At 35.9% G+C, this 17,553-nt stretch carries 10 protein-coding genes; 5 read left to right on the forward strand and 5 right to left on the reverse strand.

All coding sequences use genetic code 11. The annotated features are described in order from the left end of the window. Nucleotides 1-35 precede the first annotated feature (35 nt). Complete coding sequence (locus tag G6R40_RS00855; protein WP_165130646.1) at nucleotides 36-2,636, reverse strand: T9SS-dependent M36 family metallopeptidase; 2,601 nt, start codon at nucleotides 2,634-2,636, stop codon at nucleotides 36-38. Between the two features lie 340 nt (nucleotides 2,637-2,976). Here G6R40_RS00855 and G6R40_RS00860 point away from each other — a divergent pair, with 340 nt between their 5' ends. Next, nucleotides 2,977-4,293, forward strand: coding sequence for a dihydrolipoamide acetyltransferase family protein (locus G6R40_RS00860; protein WP_165130648.1), 1,317 nt, complete (start codon nucleotides 2,977-2,979; stop codon nucleotides 4,291-4,293). A gap of 284 nt (nucleotides 4,294-4,577) precedes the next feature. On the opposite strand, the gene G6R40_RS00865 is transcribed toward G6R40_RS00860, so the two are convergent. Further along, on the reverse strand, nucleotides 4,578-5,369 hold the full coding sequence (locus G6R40_RS00865; RefSeq protein WP_165130650.1) for a S1/P1 nuclease: 792 nt from the start codon (nucleotides 5,367-5,369) through the stop codon (nucleotides 4,578-4,580). A gap of 240 nt (nucleotides 5,370-5,609) precedes the next feature. On the opposite strand from G6R40_RS00865, the gene uvrA reads away from it, so the two are divergent. The 3 genes from uvrA (at nucleotide 5,610) to G6R40_RS15030 (ending at nucleotide 9,562) form a co-directional block, all read left to right on the forward strand. Beyond that, complete coding sequence (uvrA, locus tag G6R40_RS00870; protein WP_165130652.1) at nucleotides 5,610-8,435, forward strand: excinuclease ABC subunit UvrA; 2,826 nt, start codon at nucleotides 5,610-5,612, stop codon at nucleotides 8,433-8,435. A 167-nt stretch (nucleotides 8,436-8,602) separates the two neighbouring features. Next, nucleotides 8,603-9,007 (forward strand): hypothetical protein, encoded by a 405-nt coding sequence (locus G6R40_RS00875; protein ID WP_165130654.1) that lies wholly within the window; start codon nucleotides 8,603-8,605, stop codon nucleotides 9,005-9,007. A 171-nt stretch (nucleotides 9,008-9,178) separates the two neighbouring features. Continuing rightward, nucleotides 9,179-9,562, forward strand: coding sequence for a hypothetical protein (locus tag G6R40_RS15030; protein ID WP_185670512.1), 384 nt, complete (start codon nucleotides 9,179-9,181; stop codon nucleotides 9,560-9,562). A gap of 32 nt (nucleotides 9,563-9,594) precedes the next feature. Here G6R40_RS15030 and G6R40_RS00885 read toward each other — a convergent pair whose 3' ends face one another. After that, the gene (locus tag G6R40_RS00885; RefSeq protein WP_165130656.1) at nucleotides 9,595-10,059 is read right to left on the reverse strand and encodes a methylglyoxal synthase; all 465 of its coding nucleotides are present in this window, start codon (nucleotides 10,057-10,059) and stop codon (nucleotides 9,595-9,597) included. A 306-nt stretch (nucleotides 10,060-10,365) separates the two neighbouring features. Between G6R40_RS00885 and katG the strand changes: the two genes are divergently transcribed. Next, a complete protein-coding gene (gene katG / locus G6R40_RS00890) occupies nucleotides 10,366-12,654 on the forward strand; it encodes a catalase/peroxidase HPI (protein WP_165130658.1) in 2,289 nt (762 codons plus the stop codon). A gap of 60 nt (nucleotides 12,655-12,714) precedes the next feature. Here the strand turns inward: katG and G6R40_RS00895 are convergent, their stop codons facing one another. Then, entirely contained in the window at nucleotides 12,715-15,120 is a 2,406-nt protein-coding gene (locus tag G6R40_RS00895; RefSeq protein ID WP_165130660.1) for a hypothetical protein, read from the reverse strand. Between the two features lie 167 nt (nucleotides 15,121-15,287). Beyond that, on the reverse strand, nucleotides 15,288-17,504 hold the full coding sequence (locus tag G6R40_RS00900; RefSeq protein WP_165130662.1) for an NADP-dependent isocitrate dehydrogenase: 2,217 nt from the start codon (nucleotides 17,502-17,504) through the stop codon (nucleotides 15,288-15,290). Between the last annotated feature and the right edge of the window lie 49 nt (nucleotides 17,505-17,553).

Here is a 17,553-nt window from a genome sequence, read left to right on the forward strand (position 1 = left end):
ATGGACTTTTTAAAATTTATAAGTGTAAAAATTAATTATTCCACAATTAATTTATCAGTTTGGACTACTTTTCCGTTTTCAGAAATACTTACTACATATACGCCTTTTGGCATGCTAGAAGTTGATACTGCTTCCACGCTGTTTTTCTTTCTGTCGAAAGATTTAATTACTTTTCCAGTAATATCCAACACTTCAACTTTTACCGAACCTTGGTTAAGTGTTGGTTTTCCAGCGATAAAGAATTCTCCTTTTGCTGGGTTTGGATAGACATTATAGGCTTTGTTTTTGCCAACTTCTGATGTTGCTAATTTACATTTTTCAGGAATGTTATAATCTTCTGTTTGGTCTTCCACGCTGTTGTTAGAGCCAGCATTAGCGTTAACACCAAGACCTCTTTTTGCAAAAACTTCCCAGATCATACATTCGTCAGCTCCGCCTTTTAGAGCATCGGCTTCTAAGATTGCATTTCTACCAGAAACGAAATCTGGTGAACAAGGTTGTAATTTAAGACCATCTACTACTAACTGCACAACTTTTGCACTACCGCTGTTAGGATTGGCTACAATGTCTGACGCATAGCCATATTTTTCTGCCATTTTCCAGTGAAGATCCCAAAGCATTGTTGCCCATACTTGACCAACATCGTGCGGTGAAAAAGCACCTCTAATATTGTTATATGTGTAGTTGTTAACTGCAAAATCAGGTGAATATTTTCTACCTCTAATACCTTGTCCTGTCGTTGATTGTCCCGAAGAATATGTTGCAATACCTCTAGCAGTTGCTTCAGTATATTCAGGTTTGTTGGTTAACATCAACGCGAAGAAGTCGGACCAGCCTTCACCCATTTGTTCAGCGTTGTTAAGGCATCCCATACTGTTACCTGTTAAACGGTTAGAGATTCCGTGTCCGTACTCGTGTATAATAACGCCATTATCAAAACTTGAGTTTTTATAGCCGTTGCCCATATCTCTCAAGTCAACATTAACAGTTATTCCGTTGTTAATTTGAGAAAGGATATAGTCGCCTTCGTCTTTTCCTAGCATTATAGAAGTCATTGTAATGCTATTGTCTACTCCTGACATATCGATTGGAGTATTGGAATTGGTTCTGTGAAGAACTGCTCCTTTTGCTCCTGCGGCTTGTGCATTTCTAACTTTGGTGATAGGAGTACATTCCCCAGCACCACCTGGTGAATATTGTATGAAAGCAATTTTCCCAGCCATAGAGGACATAGATGAGCATCCGTTTTGAACACTTGGAATTACAAGATCTCCTGTTATGGGGATGGAGAATAGTTGTTTGCCAAAGTTAGCGGCTCCTGCAGCTACTCCTGGTCTTGTTACAGCATCTGCTGGACTATTGTAGAATAATTTTTGTTTTAAACCTAAAGTACCAGACTTCCATAGATACATTTGCATTCTTGGTAGAGCAACAGAGCTTTCTGTTTCGTAGCCCGCGTTGAAGTTGGCGTTATTATAACCACTACCGTCAAAACCTTCGGCACGTACAGCATCGTTTCCTCTACCGCCTTTATCAAAATTATTTATTTGGAAATTTTTAGCCGATTCTGTAAAACCAAACTTGTAGAAAATGTCATGAATCATGTTGTTTGCGTAGAACAAGTTGGTAATTGCAGCGTGCTTATTAGAATAGGCTGAAATTTCTGCAGCTTCTGCATAAGGGAAATTAAAGTCTAAAGAAGAACCACCTTCTGTCATATCTGTATTTGGAGGTGAGTTGGTGCCAGCATTATCAAAATAAGCCCAAACATTATTTCCTCTTGTATATGTGAAGTTAGTGTTGCCTGTATCATGCCATCCTAAAGGAGAAGAGGCTATATCCCAAGGATCGGTTAATACGGATCTAGTTCCAAAAGTTGGTGCTTCTATAGGAAATGGGAAAACATTATATGAAGCACTTGCCACAGCTGCTGTGGAAGCTTTGTGAGCTTTATTGATTTGGTTTTCTACGTAAGCTGGCAAAAAGTGGCTATGCTCGTGTCCTTCGGTTTCTGTAGCGGCATATGCATCATCGTGAAAGTTACAAGAAATAACCATGTTGTTTTTTTCAAGAATCTCGTTATTCTCAAGGTTTACCATGATTTGCCAAAACGCATTATTCTTAGCATCATCTATAAAGAATAACCTAGAAGGAACCAACTTGTTATCTTTTTGGTAATAGTAAGCAAAATTAGCTACATCATTTGCTGAAGGATTGTCTAGTGTTGTACCGTCCGCTATAAGTTTGTAATTGGTGTTTGTTAAGCCTAAATGACTAAGAGCTGCCTCCAAAGCAGAAGTTACCGAGTTAACATTTGCATATTTGGAAACATTTAGGTTTTTATCAAAGTTATTTTTGAATGACCACATTTTTCCGTCTTTAATTACCGCTTTAGCCAAAGAGTGATAAATTGGAATACCATTCACTGTTTGTTGTACGTCCACAACATTAGATTTTAAACTAGAAGAACTATCTTCGTTTACAACTTTAAAATCCATTGGTTTTTGTACCCCTTTAAAACTTGCATCAGTTGAAATGAAATCTCTGATAATGTTTTCTGTACTTTGTCCGTTCACCACAGTCATAAAGAAGATTGCTCCGACCCCAATTGAACGCTTTAATAAAGAATTTTTCATATAGAAATAAGGAATTTTATAATTTGATTTTTGAATGGTCTAAAATTACATTATTTTTTAATGATTTTAAAATCTTATTAGGAAATAAATGGATTTATATTCAATAAATAAGAATGTTGAATTGTTATTTTGATAATTATTTGCATTTATAATGTTAATTTGATAATTGAATTGTTTTGAGTTATAAATACTTTTTTTAATTAAAATCTTTAGGCTAAGTCCCGAATAACCCAAAAAATATCTTTAATACTTAAAAAAGCAAAATTTATTATAAATTTAAAATAGCTTATGTATCTATCAAAAAAAAATGTATTTTTGTAAAAATTCAAAAAAAGTAAAAATGGCTGAATATAAGTTGTTATTACCTTCTATGGGAGAAGGTGTTATGGAAGCTACAATCATCAGTTGGTTATATAATGAAGGCGACATGGTCAAAGAAGATGATTCGGTTGTAGAAATTGCTACTGATAAAGTTGACTCGGATGTGCCGACACCTGTTTCAGGAAAAATCGTTAAAATTTTAAAACAAAAAGACGAGGTTGCAAAAATTGGTGAAGCTATTGCAATTTTAGAAACAGAGGCTGACGCTTCTTCTGATATTGCTTCTACGCAGACAGCTTCTACACCAGAGCCAGAAGTTATTAAAACTTTGGAAGAACCATTAGCTCATGTAACGACAACTAATGCGAAAGCTGCTATTTCTACAGATTTGTTTTTATCACCACTTGTAAAATCTATCGTTAATCAAGAAAACATTAGCGATGCAGAGCTTAAAACCATTACAGGTTCTGGATTGGAAGGCAGAATTACAAAAGAAGATATTTTAGAATTTCTTAAAAATAGAGGAAATACTCCAGTTGCAGCGCCAGTACAAACATCGCCAGCAGTTGTTGAAACTCCAAAACCAGTTGCTACAACGGCTCCGGTTACACCTATCTCTGTTGCTGAAGGTGACGAGATTATCCCGATGGATCGTATGCGTAAAATTATCGCAGAGAACATGGTGAAAGCTAAACATATTGCACCACATGTAACATCTTTCATCGAGACAGACGTTACGAATGTGGTAAGATGGAGAGCGAAACACAAATCAGCTTTCGAAAAAAGAGAAGGTGAGAAATTGACTTTCATGCCAATCTTTGTAAAAGCTGTAGTTAAGGCAATTCAGGATTTCCCGATGATCAATGTGTCCGTGAATGGTGACAACATTATCAAAAAGAAAAATATCAACATCGGTATGGCGACCGCTTTGCCAGATGGTAATCTTATTGTTCCCGTAATCAAAAATGCAGATCAATTATCACTTTCTGGACTTGCAAAAGCAATCAACGATTTGGCTTTTAGAGCAAGAAACAAAAAACTAAGACCAGAAGATACGCAAGGTGCAACATATACCATTTCCAACGTAGGAAGCTTCGGCAACCTTATGGGAACACCAATTATTCCACAACCACAAGTGGCTATTTTGGCAATTGGTGCGATTGTTAAAAAACCAGCAGTTCTAGAAACGCCAGATGGCGACGTTATTGCAATTCGTAACCTGATGTTCATGTCGCACTCATACGATCACCGCGTTGTGGACGGTTCTTTAGGAGGAATGATGTTGAAACATATTCACGATTATCTAGAAAATTGGGACATCAATACAGAAATTTAATTCTCATTATTATAGAATAAATATAAAGCCTTCAAATTATTTTGAGGGCTTTTTATTTGGGCGCCATTTCCGGCTGTCACTAGTCGCTGCGCCACGCCTTGGCTAATGCCCGCGCCTGCGGCGCGAGCTCCAACATGCCGTTCCATCCGGGGCGCAGAATGCTTATCCGTTGTTATTTTGCATCTTCAAAAGAAAAAGCCCTGTTAGGACTTAAAGCTCTAACAAGGCTCTCATAACTACAACGACATTGGTTTTAATTTTAATTTAAACCGATTATATAGGATTTAGAAAATATCGTTCAATACTTTGGCAAGACGAAGACCTCCATGCAAAAGTTGACGCTCCATCACTTCATTGAACTGATATTGATAATCGTAGGCCAACTTGCTGTCATTAGGTGTTGCAGCGTAAATTTCGTTGGCAATTTTATGCGAATCATACATCCAGTCTTCTAGTGTTCCTGCTTGTATAGCTTTTACTTCATTTTTAGTTTTAATGTCCAGAAGCTTTGCATATTCAGTATAACTGTATTTTTGAGAATCTACCAACTTCCCATCCCAAACCGAATGTAGATTGGTTTTGCTCCCAAAATAAGTCACGTTTATTCGGTTGCCACCAAGATCATCTTTGCGTCCTGTATGCATTGGTTGCGCAAGATCACCCACCAAATGAATCAAAAATATCAATGCGATTTTTCGATCATTTTCAGAAGTTTTTTCATCTTTTATTTGAGAGGAAAGTACGCGGATTTGCGTATATAGATTGGGACCTGCTTGAGCTTTTAGTTGTTCTTCAAAAGATTTAAAATCTGTCTGCGGATCAATGTTCACATAATGCCAAGTAGATGCTTCTTTCCATTTTCCTGTTTTATCAGATTTGATAAAGTCTGGCCAGTTGGCCCAGTAGGCGAGACGCTCTTGTCCCATTATTTTTTTTATTTCACGACGGGCTTTTCCGTTGAGGTTGTTTTCTGCAATTTCCGCAATAATGCGATGACCTGTAAGTCCCCAAGCATAAGTGTATAAAGAAGTTGTGATGCTGACTAATGTTAATACTTTTAACCAGATATTTTTCATATTTCTATCAATAAGATTTTAATTTACAAAGATAAGCACTGTAAGTACAAATATAACAAAGCTTGTTACTATTAAATTGAAGATATTGAATTTTAGTGAGTTTCTTTCTTATCCTTTTCAATTGCTGATATTTTTAGGATGAAATTTAATTCTAAATCTTAATTATACTAAGAAACCTTATGGGATTTTTTTGTTGCAATGATGTCTAAAGGTTTGATTATTCGTACCTTTGCAAAATCTATGGCAGAGCAAGAATTTATAGAAGTTTATGGTGCTAGAGAGCACAATCTTAAGGATATTAATGTAAAAATTCCGCGCAACGAATTAGTTGTTATTACGGGACTTTCGGGTAGTGGAAAATCATCTTTGGCGTTCGATACTATTTTTGCCGAAGGCCAACGCCGTTATATTGAAACTTTTTCAGCATATGCGAGACAGTTTTTGGGTGGTTTAGAACGTCCTGATGTTGACAAAATCGAAGGACTGTCACCAGTTATTGCGATCGAACAAAAAACAACCAACAAAAATCCACGTTCTACAGTGGGTACGATTACAGAATTGTATGACTTTCTGCGTCTTTTGTTTGCAAGAGTTTCGGATGCGTATTCTCAAACGTCAGGAAAAAAACTAGTAAGTTATTCGGAAGATCAAATTTTAGAAACCATTAAAGAAAATTTTAAAGGTCAAAAAATATTGTTGCTTTCGCCAGTTATACGTTCTAGAAAAGGGCACTATCACGAGCTTTTTGTTCAGTTGGCAAAGAAAGGTTATTCGCAAGCGAGGATTGATGGTCAACTTCAGGATATTGAATATGATCTAAAGCTTGATCGTTACAAAACCCACGATATAGAAGTGGTTATCGACCGTTGGATTATCGGTGAAAACGCTTCGGAGATACGAATGCCAAAATCCCTGAAAACCGCTATGGAAATGGGAGAAGGTATTATCGCAATACAGAAGATGGGCGAGGACGAGGTTCAGTATTTTAGTAAGAATTTAATGGACGATGCGACAGGAGATTCCTTAGCATTGCCAGAGCCTAATACCTTCTCATTCAATTCGCCAAAAGGAAGTTGCCCAACTTGTAAAGGATTGGGAACTATCAAAAAAGTGAATGTTGATTATTTTGTAGAGAATCCAAAACTATCGATTAACCAAGGTGCTTTGTTACCTTTAGAACAAATTAAGAATAACAAATGGATTGTTGCCCAGATCAAAACGATTTTAGAACAATTCGATTTGCCGATGTCCACTCCTTTTCAGGATATTCCCAAAGAAACTTTGGACATGATATATTATGGCGCGCATCAAGAGATTAACAAAGAGCTAAAACACGCTGGCATTTCTAAAAAACTAAAAATCAATTTTGATGGTTTGGTTGCAATTGTTGAAGAGCTAGTTGAAGAGCGGGAAAACTATGACGCGGTTGTTATGGAACGTAACTTTACAACCGAGGAGACTTGTCCTAGTTGTAAAGGCGCGAGATTGCAAGCCTCTAGCTTGAGTTTTAAAATCGATGGAAAAAATATCGCTGAAATCAATGCTTTGTCTTTGATTGATCTTAAAGTTTGGTTGGCAGAAGTTAAAGATAAATTCACTGAGAAAAATAAAATCATTGCGCACGAAATTTTAAAGGAAATAGAAACAAGGCTTCAGTTTTTGTTGGATGTTGGTTTGGATTATTTAAGCTTGAGCCGTAGTTCCAAAACTTTATCTGGCGGCGAATCACAAAGAATTCGTTTGGCAACTCAGATTGGATCGCAGCTTGTTAACGTTCTTTATATTTTGGACGAACCAAGTATCGGCTTGCACCAGCGCGATAACGAAAGATTAATAAAATCTCTTAAAAATCTGCGTGATATAGGCAATTCAGTTTTGGTGGTGGAGCATGATAAAGATATGATTTTGGAAGCCGATCATGTTTTGGATATTGGTCCGAGAGCAGGAAAATTTGGCGGAGAAATTCTTTGGCAAGGAAACCCAAAAGACATTACCAAAGCCAACACGATTACCGCAGATTACATCACAGGAAAAAGAAAAATTGAAATTCCTGAAAACAGGAGAGAAGGTAACGGGAAATCAATCGTTTTGAAAGGTGCAACGGGGAATAATCTTAAAAATGTAACCTTAGAAGTTCCTCTTGGGAAATTGGTGGTTGTGACTGGGATTTCGGGAAGTGGAAAATCTTCGCTCATCAACGGAACTTTGTATCCAATTCTTAATCGTCATTTTTATAGAGCTGTGCAAGAACCTTTGCCTTACAAAAGTATTGAAGGTATTGACAATATTGATAAAATTGTCGATGTGGACCAAAGTCCGATTGGTCGTACGCCGCGCTCGAATCCAGCAACTTATACAGGGATGTTTACCGATATTCGGAATCTTTTTGCCGAACTTCCAGAATCAAAAATCCGAGGTTACAAAGCGGGACGTTTCTCATTTAATGTGAAAGGTGGACGTTGCGAAACTTGCCAAGGTGGCGGTCTTAAAGTTATTGAAATGAATTTCCTTCCAGACGTTTATGTACATTGCGAAACTTGCCACGGCAAACGTTTTAACAGAGAAACTTTGGAAGTTCGCTACAAAGGAAAATCGATTTCTGACGTTTTGGAAATGACGATTAACGAAGCGGTTGAGTTTTTCCAGCCTATTCCCAAAATTTATAATAAAGTAAAAACACTGCAAGACGTTGGCTTGGGCTACATTACCATTGGACAACAATCAACCACTTTGAGCGGTGGAGAAGCACAACGTGTGAAACTGGCAACAGAACTTTCCAAAAAACAAACAGGAAATACGCTTTATATTTTGGATGAACCTACGACGGGGCTTCATTTTGAAGATGTTAAAGTTTTGATGGACGCCATTAATCAATTGGTAGAATTAGGGAATTCATTTATTATTATTGAGCATAATATGGATGTTATAAAACTCGCCGATCATATTATTGATGTTGGTCCAGAAGGCGGTAAACACGGCGGAACCATCGTCGCAAAAGGAACGCCCGAAGAAATTATTAGATCTAAAAAATCCTTAACAGGTAAGTTTTTGAAGAAAGAATTTTAAACAAAAATTTTAATAATTCAACACCAAATACCTTTTCTATTGAGAAGGTATTTTTTTTCTTTCAATATTAAATTTTAGGCTTAATGTTAATTTAATATTAACAGAATATTAAAAAGTTGTAACTTTGTATTTATAAATGATAGAACTAATCTAAAAATCAAACTATTATGAAAACAAATATCAAAATTTTATCACTTGCTATATTCACTTTAGGCTTCACAAGTTTTTTATCGAATGTCTCTGCACAAACGGCTCATAATGGCGAAATCCAAGGCGTTCTTGTTAAAGCGGGTGATGGTTTTGGCGAACTTAGAAACTTATTAAAAGATAATTTTGATTTCAATAACTCCGATTTTAAAGAAGGTGTTGTTAACTCGAATGTTAGCTTTAGCTTGACACCAGAAGGAAAATTAGCCAATGTACATGCAGAAGGAGATTGCAAAAATGTTAGTAAAGAAATCGAAAATGTTTTGACACATTTGTTATACAAAGTTGATACTTCGAAACTGAAAAAAAATATGATTGCTGAGAGTTATAATCTACCCGTTACGGTAACCATTGCTCAGCGTTAATTTTTATATTAAACTTTTTATAGAACCATACATTTAGAATGTGTGGTTTTTTTATTATTGAAATTAGCTTTCACAGAACAATTTCTTCAATAATTCTGATTGTTTAAAAATGATATTTTCAATCTTGGCATTTATATTGAATAAACTTAAACGAACGTAAAATTGAAAGTTATGAAATGGATTAAATTTTTGGGACTAAGTCTTGTCGGTGGTTTTTTGGCAATATCATGTTCAACAGGTTCTGTGTATGGAAAAAATGATAAAGTTTATCGTGCACCAGATGGAGGTATTTACAGACAAGGTGAAGTTTACCGAGATAGAAATGGTAGAGTTTATAGAAACGGGCAAATTATTGTTTATAACAAAAATTCTGGCGATTATAGAAGCCTTCCGCCAGGCCAAGCCAAGAAAATCTATGGCGACAAGTCAGCTAAAAAGTATGCACCTGGACAACGTAAAAAACATTATCGATATGACCAAGGCAATCAGGATGAAGGCAACAGAAAACACCATAAAAATAAAAAAAGTAAACATCACGACCACGATGATGATTAAAATAAAAACTCGGAGATTTTCCGAGTTTTTTGTTATATACCTTTGTTGATATTTCGATTGAGATAATTGCTGTAATTCGGGATTTCTACCAAATAGTCTTCGTCCATATATTTTGAAGTAATCAAAAAATCAGCACTTGCAGAATTGCTTGCTGTTGGGATGTTCCACACCACACAAAGACGAAGAAAAGCTTTTACGTCGCTATCATGCGGCTGAGACTCCATAGGATCCCAAAAGAAAATCACCATATTAATTTTTCCTTCCGCAATCATGGAACCGAGTTGTTGGTCGCCACCCAAAGGTCCACTTAGGACACGCTGGACGTCAACATTTAGGCTTTCTGAAATTAGTTTTCCAGTGGTTCCTGTCGCAACAAGATTGTGTTGGATAAGAATATTTTTATGCCGCTTTACCCAATCTAGAAGTTCGTCTTTTTTATGATCGTGAGCGACAAGCGCAATGGTTTTTTGCGCAGGAAGTTGTTTTTGTTCTTTCATGATTGTTCTTTCATGGCAAAGTTACGCATTTGCAAGAATAGATAGGTTTTCTTATAAGAAAGTTATGAATGTTAATCTTATTTTAAAATTAATATTAAATGATGTATATTTAGTAATTATCTTTTAATTTTAAATATAATTAAATAAGAATAATTAAATGTTAAATAGATGATTGGAATTGTATTAAAACAAATCAATTGATTTTATTTATCGAAAATTTAATTTTTATAAATTATAAAATCCGAGTTTGCAATTTATAAACCTATAGTTTTGCTACACTCAAAAAAATTATTAAAACAAATATATATGAACACAGAAAACGAGAAAGATAAATGCCCTTCCAATCACGGTGAAGGGTCCACAGAGAATAATCCAAATAAAGGAGAAACCATTCACAGCGAAAACGCAAAAGCGCCTAAAATAGAATCGGGTGCAAAATGCCCCGTAATTCATGGCGGACTTACTTCCAATAACGAATCGGTGATGGAATGGTGGCCAAATGCGCTTAATTTGGATATCTTATCTCAAAATGATACCAAAGTAAATCCATTGGGACAAGACTTTAATTACGCTGAAGAGTTTAAAAAACTAGATTTAGAGGCTGTAAAAAATGATATTAAAACATTACTAACGGACAGCCAAGATTGGTGGCCCGCAGATTACGGAAATTACGCTGGAATGTTTGCGCGTACGGCTTGGCATATGGCAGGGAGTTATCGTGCAATGGACGGAAGAGGAGGAGCGAATACCGGAAATCAACGCTTTGCACCCTTAAATTCTTGGCCAGATAATGTGAATACAGATAAAGGTCGACGTTTGTTGTGGCCTATTAAAAAGAAATACGGAAACAAAATTTCTTGGGGCGATTTAATTATCCTCGCAGGAACCGTGGCTTATGAAGCGGTTGGTCTTAAAACTTTTGGTTTTGGCGGCGGTCGTTTGGATATTTGGGCGCCCGAGAAAGATGTGTATTGGGGTTCGGAAAAAGAATGGTTAGCAGCTACAGAAAACCGTTATGGAAGTGATGAAAACCGTGATTCTTTAGAAAATCCTTTGGCAGCGGTGCAAATGGGTTTAATTTATGTAAATCCTGAAGGGGTTGATGGAAATCCAGATCCGCTAAAAACGGGTCACGACATTCGTGTAACCTTCAAAAGAATGGGAATGGATGATGAAGAAACAGTAGCTTTAACTGTTGGTGGACATACGATTGGAAAAGCCCATGGAAACGGAAATGCTTCCAATCTTGGTCCAGATCCTGAAGAAGCGGATGTTAACAGACAGGGGCTAGGTTGGCACAATTCCGAAGGAACGGGAAATGCTGGACATACCATGGTTTCTGGTATTGAAGGGGCTTGGACAACGCATCCAACACGTTGGGATAACGAATTTTTAACTTTACTTTTTAAATACGACTGGCAATTGACAAAATCTCCAGCGGGAGCCCATCAATACGAACCGGTAAATATCGCTGAAGAGGATAAACCTGTAGATGCTTTTAATCCAAATGTAAAGCGAAATCCAATGATGACGGATGCGGATATGGCATTGAAATTCGATCCTATTTATAGAGAAATTTCTTTGAACTTTTTAAATAATCCAGAAAAATTAAATGACGCTTTCGCAAGAGCTTGGTTCAAATTAACACACAGAGATTTAGGTCCTAGAAACCGATATTTAGGTGCTGATGTTCCTGCGGAAGATTTAATCTGGCAAGATCCAATTCCGAAAGTTGATTATACTTTAAATGATGCTGAAATTGCCGATTTAAAACAAACTTTATTAAACTCTGGATTATCAAGAGCAGAACTTATTAACACCGCTTGGGATTCTGCAAGAACCTGGAGAGGTTCAGATTATCGAGGTGGCGCAAATGGGGCAAGAATTCGTTTGGAACCTCAAAGAAGTTGGGTAGCTAACGAACCTGAAAGATTGAATAAAGTTTTAGCAAAATTAGAAGAAATTCAAGCTGGTTTGGCGAAGAAAGTTTCTATTGCGGATTTAATTGTTTTGGGAGGTTCTGCAGCCGTTGAAAAAGCAGCACAAGAAGCCGGAATCAGCATCACCGTTCCTTTTGTGGCGGGTAGAGGAGATGCGTTTCAAGACCAAACCGACATCGAATCTTTCGAATATTTGGAACCTTTGTACGATGGTTACAGAAATTTCTTGAAAGAAAACTATTCCGTAAAAGCCGAAGAATTGTTGTTGGATAGAACGCAATTAATGGGTTTAACAGCTCCTGAAATGGTGGTCCTTATAGGTGGAATGAGAGTTTTAGGAACGAATTATGGAAATTCTAAACACGGTGTTTTCACGGATAGAGAAGGTGTTTTGAGCAACGATTTCTTTGTGAATTTAACCGATATGCAAAACCAATGGATTCCTACAGGAGAAAATGTTTACAATATTGTTGACAGAAAATCTGGTGCTACCAAATGGACGGCCACAAGAGTGGATTTGGTTTTCGGATCTAATTCTATTTTGCGTTCTTATGCGGAAGTTTACGCTCAGGATGATAATAAAGAGAAATTTGTAAAAGATTTCGTGGCAGCTTGGGTAAAAATAATGAATGCCGACCGTTACGATTTAAAATAATGTAGCTTCTATAAAAGTAAAAACCTCAGGTGATGTCACTTGAGGTTTTTTGTTTATTAATTATTGGGTGATTTCATTATAATACATTATGCTATCGTCTTTTCCTATGCCGATGATGGTAACTTCAAAACTTTTAGCATCTTCATTATTAAAAAACTTAGCTCTTGGCGGAACATTGTCTGGTTCAGAAAGATTAGGATTCCAGTACAAAACTTCGCGAGAGTCGACGCTTATTTTTTTATAAATGTCTTTACTAAAATCTGGTAATTCGAATGGAAGAGATTTGTCGTATGTTTTAAGAGTTGTTTTGTTGTTTTTTGGAGTGCTTTTTTCTTGTGCAGCGCCCATATTTCCACGTTTTGTGTAGATGGCAACCGAATTACTAACAAGGCCACTATTTTTAAAAATTTTTACCATCGCAATATTAGAAATTGGTAAAGTGCTTATTAAGGTAGCATCCGTTTTTAATTCATCTAAGTAAATGTTGGCTTGCGAATTACGGATAAGTGGAACAAGATTTCCGCTAGAATCTCTTTGGAAAGTTAGTCCTGCTTCGCGGCCTTGCAGCCATTCAAAAATGTTTAGGCTGGTTGCTGCATCTTGGTTTTCATTAACAAAATTAAAGATTGTAGCGTCCTGAGAAGTGAACATTCCTCCAGATAGCTCCTCATTCAGTTTTTGTTTTAAATCTTGTTTTTTAGCAATGATTTTTACTTCCTCGATTTGGGTTTCATCGTCTTTAATTAGCTTTTCATTCGTTCTATTATTAATAGCTTTTGAAATGGAATTATTAATGGATGTTGCCGTTTTGGATGTTTTTAAATAATAATTAGTTTCGGGTAATTCGCCATTAAAAACAGTTGGCTCAACAAGATTCTGAAATAGTAATGTTAAGTTTTCTGGGATTTCTTCATTTTTATTTTTTGAGTTGAGATAATAATGTACGGTTACTGGCTCATCTATAAGAATATTGTTAAGAAAAATGTCGCCATTGGCATCTGTCACAAATCTTGATACATTGGAGTCTTCCGATTCTGTTTTAAAAATTAAATTAACAGGCGTATTGACCAACGGACGGCTATTAAGCGCAAGTCTTGCTTTATAGGAGAGAAAGTTGATTGGTTTATATTTTGTGTCAGGTAGTTCTCCTGATAAAACGCTATTCCAGTCGAAGCGTTGCCACTTTTCTGAAATTAATAAAGCATCCAAAGCTTCTGGATTGCTTCCCGATTGGAAATATTGAGCGGGTGAAAATATAGGACTCGAAAAATCACCACTTAACCAAAGACTGCTAAGGGTATTTTTTTTACTAAAATTTTGTCCTGCCAAAGCGGTATTGTCTTTTATAAGAACGCTATAATGTGTGTAGTTGTCATTTGGTGCAATATCAAAACTATTATAAGCTCTGGCTTTGGTATCCCATTTTTTACTTACAAAGTCGGGTTGATCAATGTAGATATTTTTAGGATTTATAAAATTAAGCCTTTGCGATACAGGATTGTCGTGTTGGTCAAATACTGTAAGTTGTAGCACGCCATTAACTTCGTCACTCGATTTCACAGGAATGATACTTGAGATTTCCTTATCGCCGGTTTTTATGTCTGCTTTGTAAGCCAGTCTGTTATTAATGGTCCCAACAACTTTATAGCCTTTAAGCCCTTCTGCCAAATTGTTGGAAATTAAAGTGTATTTAATGCCTTTTGAATCATCAGTAACTTTTATATTGACGCCTGTATTTTTTACATCAGGAAGAAGATAGGATTGTTTATTTCCTTTTTTATCCTCAACAACGATTTGGTACTTTTCAGTGTCTTTTGGGGTGAAAGAAAATAAAGCAACATTTTGATCAAGATTATTAAAAGTCACCAACTTTTCATTTGGTTTAGTCGTATTTACCAAATATCCAGACCAATTTTTGGGAGGTTCTGCTGCTGTAAGATAACGCACTGCGAGTTTTGTAGGAATATTATTTAACAAATTGCCACCTTCTGCTTGTGCAGAAATGGTCCATTTTGGATTGTCATGGATTGCTAGTTTTTGTTCCGATGTGGGATTAAAAATCGGAATCGTTTCTACAATTTCAAAATTTTGAGAAAAGTTTTCCATCCAAGTTGTGTAGGCTCTGATGAAGTAAATGTCTTCCTTAATATCATCTTTTAATTGAAAAGTTCCGTCGCTTTGTCCATGTTCTATCGGAAGCATTTTTTTATCAATGATTTTTTTATCACGATTATAAAGTTCAACAAACAAAGTCGTAGAAATATCAGTCGGATTATAAGCATTAAAAACAAAAGCTTTGAATCTTATCGGATCACCTGCGATATATTGATTTTTATCTAAAAGAAGGTAAACTTTTTCTTGTGAAAATTTATCCTGAATGGTTTTAATTGCTTGATCCAGTTTACTTTGTGCCTGGAATGTTGAGATTGAAAATAAATAAAGTAAAACGAAAGTAGTTTTTTTCATGTAATGAAGAATAATGACCTTTAAAATTACTCAAAATTTCTAGTATTAAAAGCTAATTAACGCGAGTTTAACATTTTAAAAATCAGTTTTATTAAAACTTATCAGCACAAAAAAAACGGCTACTTTAAAACAAAGTAGCCGATATCTTGAAATTTATTTCTAAAATCTTAAATTCCGTCAACTATAGCATTCAATGTAGCGCTAGGTCTCATTGCTGCGTAAGTTTTATCCTCATTTGGTTTGTAATAACCTTCAATATCCTGAGCTTTTCCTTGAGCGCCAATTAATTCTTCATTAATTTTAGCTTCATTTTCTTGCATTGATTTTGCAATTGCTGCAAACTTAGCCGCTAAATCAGCATTTTTAGTTTGAGCAGCCAAAGCTTCAGCCCAATACATAGCCAAATAGAAGTGAGAACCTCTGTTATCAATAGTTCCTAATTTTCTACCAGGAGACTTATCTGTTGCTAAGAATTTAGCGTTCGCTTCATCTAAAGCATCTGCTAAAATTTGAGCTTTTTCGTTGTTTTGAGTCTGAGCCAAATGCTCTAAAGAAGCTTGTAAAGCTAAGAATTCACCTAGAGAATCCCATCTTAAATATCCTTCTTCTAAAAATTGCTCAATATGTTTCGGGGCAGAACCTCCAGCTCCCGTTTCGAACAATCCACCACCATTCATCAACGGAACAATAGAAAGCATTTTTGCAGAAGTTCCAAGTTCTAAAATTGGGAAAAGGTCTGTTAAATAATCTCTCAATACGTTCCCAGAAACAGAAATAGTGTCTTTTCCTTCTCTAGCTCTTTTTAGAGTTTCTTTCATAGCATCTTTAACATCCATAATTCTGATGTCAAGACCTGTAGTATCGTAATCTTTTAAGTATTTCTCAACTTTATTAATGATTTGCTGATCGTGAGCTCTTCCTTTGTCTAACCAGAAAATTGCTGGAGTATCAGACAATCTTGCTCTGTTTACTGCAAGTTTTACCCAATCTTGGATAGGAGCATCTTTAGTTTGACACATTCTAAAGATATCATTAACTTCTACTTTTTGTTCTAATAATACATTTCCGTTAGCATCTTCCACTTTAATAGTTCCGTTGTCTGGAGCTTGGAAAGTTTTATCATGTGAACCATATTCTTCAGCTTTTTGAGCCATTAATCCAACGTTTGGAACAGAACCCATCGTTGTAGGATCTAGTTTTCCATGTGCTTTCATATCATCAACTACAGCTTCATAGAAACCTGCATAAGAACGATCTGGAATAATAGCAATTGTATCTTCTTCAGCACCATCTTTATTCCACATTTTACCGCCATTTCTTACCAAAGCCGCCATAGAAGCGTCAACAATAATATCTGAAGGAACGTGGAAGTTGGTAATTCCTTTATCAGAATTTACCATAGCAACACGTGGTCCATTGGCTAAAGCTTCATCGATAGCTGTTTTAATTTCAGCTTCTTGAGATTGGCCTTTAATTTTTTCGAAAAGATCAGCCAAACCGTTATTTGAATTAATGTCTAAAGATTTGAATAATTCGCCATATTTAGCAAAAACATCTTTGAAGAATGTTTCTACAATTGCACCAAAGATAACTGGATCAGAAACCTTCATCATGGTAGCTTTAAGGTGTGCAGAAAGCAATACATCTTTCTCTTTAGCTTCGTTAATAGCTTCTTGTACAAAAGATTTTAAAGCGTTAATATTCATTACAGAAGAATCAATCACTTCACCAGCTTTCAATGGAGAAAGGCCTTTTAGTTCTTTTGAAGAACCATCATTTCCGTAAAATACAATCTTAAATTGAGTATCGTTTTCAACAGTTGTTGAATTTTCAGTTCCATAGAAATCACCTTCAGTCATATTAGCAACTTCTGTTTTACTATCAGAAGCCCAATCTCCCATTTTGTGAGGATTAGCTTTTGCATAATTCTTAACTGCTTTTGGAGCACGTCTGTCAGAATTTCCTTCTCTTAAAACTGGGTTTACAGCAGAACCTAAAACTTTAGCATATTTAGCTTTAATCGCTTTTTCGTCATCATTTTTAGGCTCAGCAGGATAATTGGGAACCGCAAATCCTTTTGCTTGAAGTTCAGCAATAGCTTCATCTAATTGTGGAGCAGATGCAGAAATATTAGGGAGTTTAATAATATTTGCTTCTGGAGTTGTCGCCAAAGCTCCTAATTCTGCAAGAGCATCTGGAATTCTTTGTTCTTCTTTTAAGAATTCTGGGAAATTAGCCAAGATTCTTCCCGAAAGAGAAATGTCTGGAACTAGAATCTCAATATCTGCAGTTTTTGTAAAACCTTGAACTATTGGCAAAAATGAGTGTGTTGCCAGCATTGGTGCTTCATCTGTAAGCGTGTAATGAATTTTTGCTTGTGACATTATTGTAATTCTTTTTATTTACGATTTTAGCTACAAAAATAAGGATTAT

Origin of the sequence: Chryseobacterium sp. POL2 (assembly GCF_011058315.1) — a bacterium.
GTDB lineage: Bacteria > Bacteroidota > Bacteroidia > Flavobacteriales > Weeksellaceae > Soonwooa.

Bases quoted from the DNA above. Each gene is read 5' to 3' on its own strand.
- G6R40_RS00855 (WP_165130646.1), bottom strand. From the start codon at position 2,636: ATGAAAAATTCTTTATTAAAGCGTTCAATTGGGGTCGGAGCAATCTTC.
- G6R40_RS00860 (WP_165130648.1), top strand. From the start codon at position 2,977: ATGGCTGAATATAAGTTGTTATTACCTTCTATGGGAGAAGGTGTTATG.
- G6R40_RS00865 (WP_165130650.1), bottom strand. From the start codon at position 5,369: ATGAAAAATATCTGGTTAAAAGTATTAACATTAGTCAGCATCACAACT.
- uvrA (WP_165130652.1), top strand. From the start codon at position 5,610: ATGGCAGAGCAAGAATTTATAGAAGTTTATGGTGCTAGAGAGCACAAT.
- G6R40_RS00875 (WP_165130654.1), top strand. From the start codon at position 8,603: ATGAAAACAAATATCAAAATTTTATCACTTGCTATATTCACTTTAGGC.
- G6R40_RS15030 (WP_185670512.1), top strand. From the start codon at position 9,179: ATGAAATGGATTAAATTTTTGGGACTAAGTCTTGTCGGTGGTTTTTTG.
- G6R40_RS00885 (WP_165130656.1), bottom strand. From the start codon at position 10,059: ATGAAAGAACAAAAACAACTTCCTGCGCAAAAAACCATTGCGCTTGTC.
- katG (WP_165130658.1), top strand. From the start codon at position 10,366: ATGAACACAGAAAACGAGAAAGATAAATGCCCTTCCAATCACGGTGAA.
- G6R40_RS00895 (WP_165130660.1), bottom strand. From the start codon at position 15,120: ATGAAAAAAACTACTTTCGTTTTACTTTATTTATTTTCAATCTCAACA.
- G6R40_RS00900 (WP_165130662.1), bottom strand. From the start codon at position 17,504: ATGTCACAAGCAAAAATTCATTACACGCTTACAGATGAAGCACCAATG.